2 protein-coding genes are annotated in these 2757 nt (G+C 70.7%); both read left to right on the forward strand.

Annotated elements, in window-relative coordinates:
- Positions 1–228: 228 nt before the first annotated feature.
- A complete protein-coding gene (locus AC08OU_RS24240) occupies positions 229–381 on the forward strand; it encodes a hypothetical protein (RefSeq protein ID WP_476602340.1) in 153 nt (50 codons plus the stop codon).
- Between the two features lie 199 nt (positions 382–580).
- Entirely contained in the window at positions 581–2383 is a 1803-nt protein-coding gene (locus AC08OU_RS24245) for an adenine deaminase C-terminal domain-containing protein (RefSeq protein WP_476605905.1), read from the forward strand.
- Positions 2384–2757 lie beyond the last annotated feature (374 nt).

The following is a 2757-nucleotide window of genomic DNA, read 5'->3' on the forward strand; positions in this document are numbered from 1 at the left end:
AATGTGACGGTCAGGTGAACGGCGACACTCCCGAAGCCCAAGAAAAGTTTCGTCCAGGTTTCCGTCCCGACATTGCCGGGGACGCCGCGGGAGTGTGGTTCCGTCAACAGCAAGAATGGAGTTACTGGTAATTCACCCGGGCGCGATGGGACCGATACGCCTTCTTTCTAACGTCCGGGGAACCGCTCGGGCCGGTCGGACCGACCGGCAGGTGGGGGTGCGCCCGGGATGAGGCTGACAGGGGTTCGGTTGCTCGCACTGGTCTTCGGGCGGGGCCGTGCCGCGGTCGGCATGATCGCCGGGATCGCCGTGTTCTTCCCGTCTCTGGTCAACATGGTGTTCCACCTGCGTTACCGGCCGGTTTCGGCGCATGGCGGGTAATGACACGTGGCAAACAACAATCACGCCATCGCCGCCCTCCCGGCGGGCGGTGCTGGTCCGCCGGCTCCGGGGGCACCCGGCTTGTTCTGGAGTAAAGGAAGTAATGGGGGTGATTTCGCCGTTGGTCATACGTGATCCTCTTCCGGGCGTGCCGCCATCGGGTGCAGCCTCGGTGCTGACCGGCAGACGAGAGGCCGCCATGAACGCCGAACGCTCCAGTCGGGGACTCCGGCTGATGACGGTGTCCGGACGGGCGCCCCAGCCGACCGTCTCCTCTGCCACGCCCCACCGATCGGCGTCTGCCACGCCCCACCGATCGGCGACCCCGGCCCGCACGGCGGCGTCGAACACGACCTTCTCCACCACCGCTCCCGCGGCCGACCCGCGTGATCCGGCGGCGGCTACTGGTCCGACCGGGCAGGTACCCGTGGTCGGCGCGGACCTGCTGCGTCCGTCCGAGGCACAGCTCGCTCGACTGCGTCGGGTGGCCGCGGGTGAGGAGGAGGCCGACCTCGTCGTACGCGGTGGGCTTGTCGTCGCCGTCCACAGCGGTGCCGTGGCCGCGCGGGACATCCTGATCGTGGGGTGCTACATCGCCGCAGTCACGAAGCCGGGAACGTTGGCGGGTCGGCGCTCGCTCGACGCCGCCGGCAGATTCGTCCTGCCGGCCTATGTCGACGCCGGCCTGCGCGTCGAGGAGACGCTGCTCACTCCGGGAGAACTGGCTCGCCTGATCGTCCCGCGGGGAACCGCCACCCTGGTGACCGACCCGGCCGTCCTGGTCGCGCTGGGCGGTCTGCGCGGTGTGGATCTGGTGACGGGATCCTCGACCCCGTTGCGGGTGCTGGTCCGAGCGGGGCAGGTTCCCGGGACCGGGGCGCCCGCCGCCCCGGTCGTCGAGGTGCCTCCGATACCGCCCGCCTCCGCGCTGACCGCGCTGTCCTCGGTAGGGGCGGCGCCCGTCAAGTCGTCCGCCACGGAGGCCGGCGGTCTGCTGCGGGCGGCCGACAGCGGGGCCGAGCCGGTCCGGGGCAGGGCCAGATCGGTCGCGGAGCTCGCCACGATCGGGCATCTCGATTACGACGTGCGACTTGCGGTCGGTCGGGGGATGGGCCAGATCGACGCCATCCGGCGGTTCTCCCTGCTCCCCGCCCGCAGGCACGATCTGGAACCCACCCTGGGGTCGATCGCGCCCACCCGCTTCGCCGATCTCCAGGTCGTCTCCTCCCTGGCCGGAACCGCGCCGCCCGACGTGGTGGTGGCGGGTGGCCGGATCGCCGCGGAATGCGGCCGACCCCTGTTCGACAACCTCGACATCTCGCCCGCCTGGGCCACCGGCCGGACACGACTCCCGGCGAACCTGCACGCCGGCTCCTTCACATCACCCGGCCTGCGACGGTCCCACCGGCAAGATGCCAGTGTGGTCGTGGTGAGCGTCGATCCCCCTCGCGACCCGGGGACGGCGCCGCCCGTCGGTGGACCAGCGCGGGCGTTGCGGATGACCGGGACGGGCCAGGTCTCCGACCTCTCCCGCCCGCGTGGGCTCCGTACCGTGCGGGTGGAACCCACCCTGCGGGACGGCTGGGCGGTGGCCGATCCGTCCCGGGACCTTCTCAAGATCGCAATTTTCGGTCGGGACGGCTCCTCGGACGAGATCGACGTCGGGATGCTCCGCGGGTGCGGGCTGACCCGGGGCGCGCTCGCGGTCACGACGGCGGAGCCGCCGGGGCATCTGATCGTCGTCGGGGCACGGGACGACGACATGGTGACCGCCGCCCGGGCCATCGAGGGCATGGGCGGGGGCTATGTGGTGGTCGACCAGGGCTGGGTGCGGGCGGCGTGCGCGCTGCCCCTGCTCGGGGTGATGAGTGACGCGCCCTGGGAGGCGGTGCTGGGAGAGCTGGCCGCGGTGGACACGGCCGCAGCCGATCTCGGCTGCCGGCTGCCGTTCCCGCTGCGCACGCTGGCCGGATGGGGCTGCGCCCTCTACACCCGGCCCTGACATGTCCACCTCAAACCTGTCGCCTCCCTCTCCGCAGTTCGTGCCAGCATCGGTAAGGTAACTCTGGGTGATGGTGGGGGTGTCGGCCTGGGTCGGTGCGGGTGGAAGCTGGCGATAACGCAGGTGAGATAGCGCAGGTGAGGTGATGAACGCCGCCGCCAAGCAAGATCAGAACTACGTCACTGAGCGTCCGTCTCGATGAACATCCACGTAACCTTCCGCCGTTATGGTCGGTTCTCATGCAGCGTTCGTCCGCCTGCCTGCCCGACCCCCGGGCCACCGGCCGGCTTCCCGCGTCGTCCCCTCCCGTGCTTCCTTCCACTGGTCGGACCACTGGTCGGATCGGGCGGGGGAGGCCGCTGTGACGACTAGGG

It is taken from the genome of Frankia sp. CcMO1, from assembly GCF_977945845.1.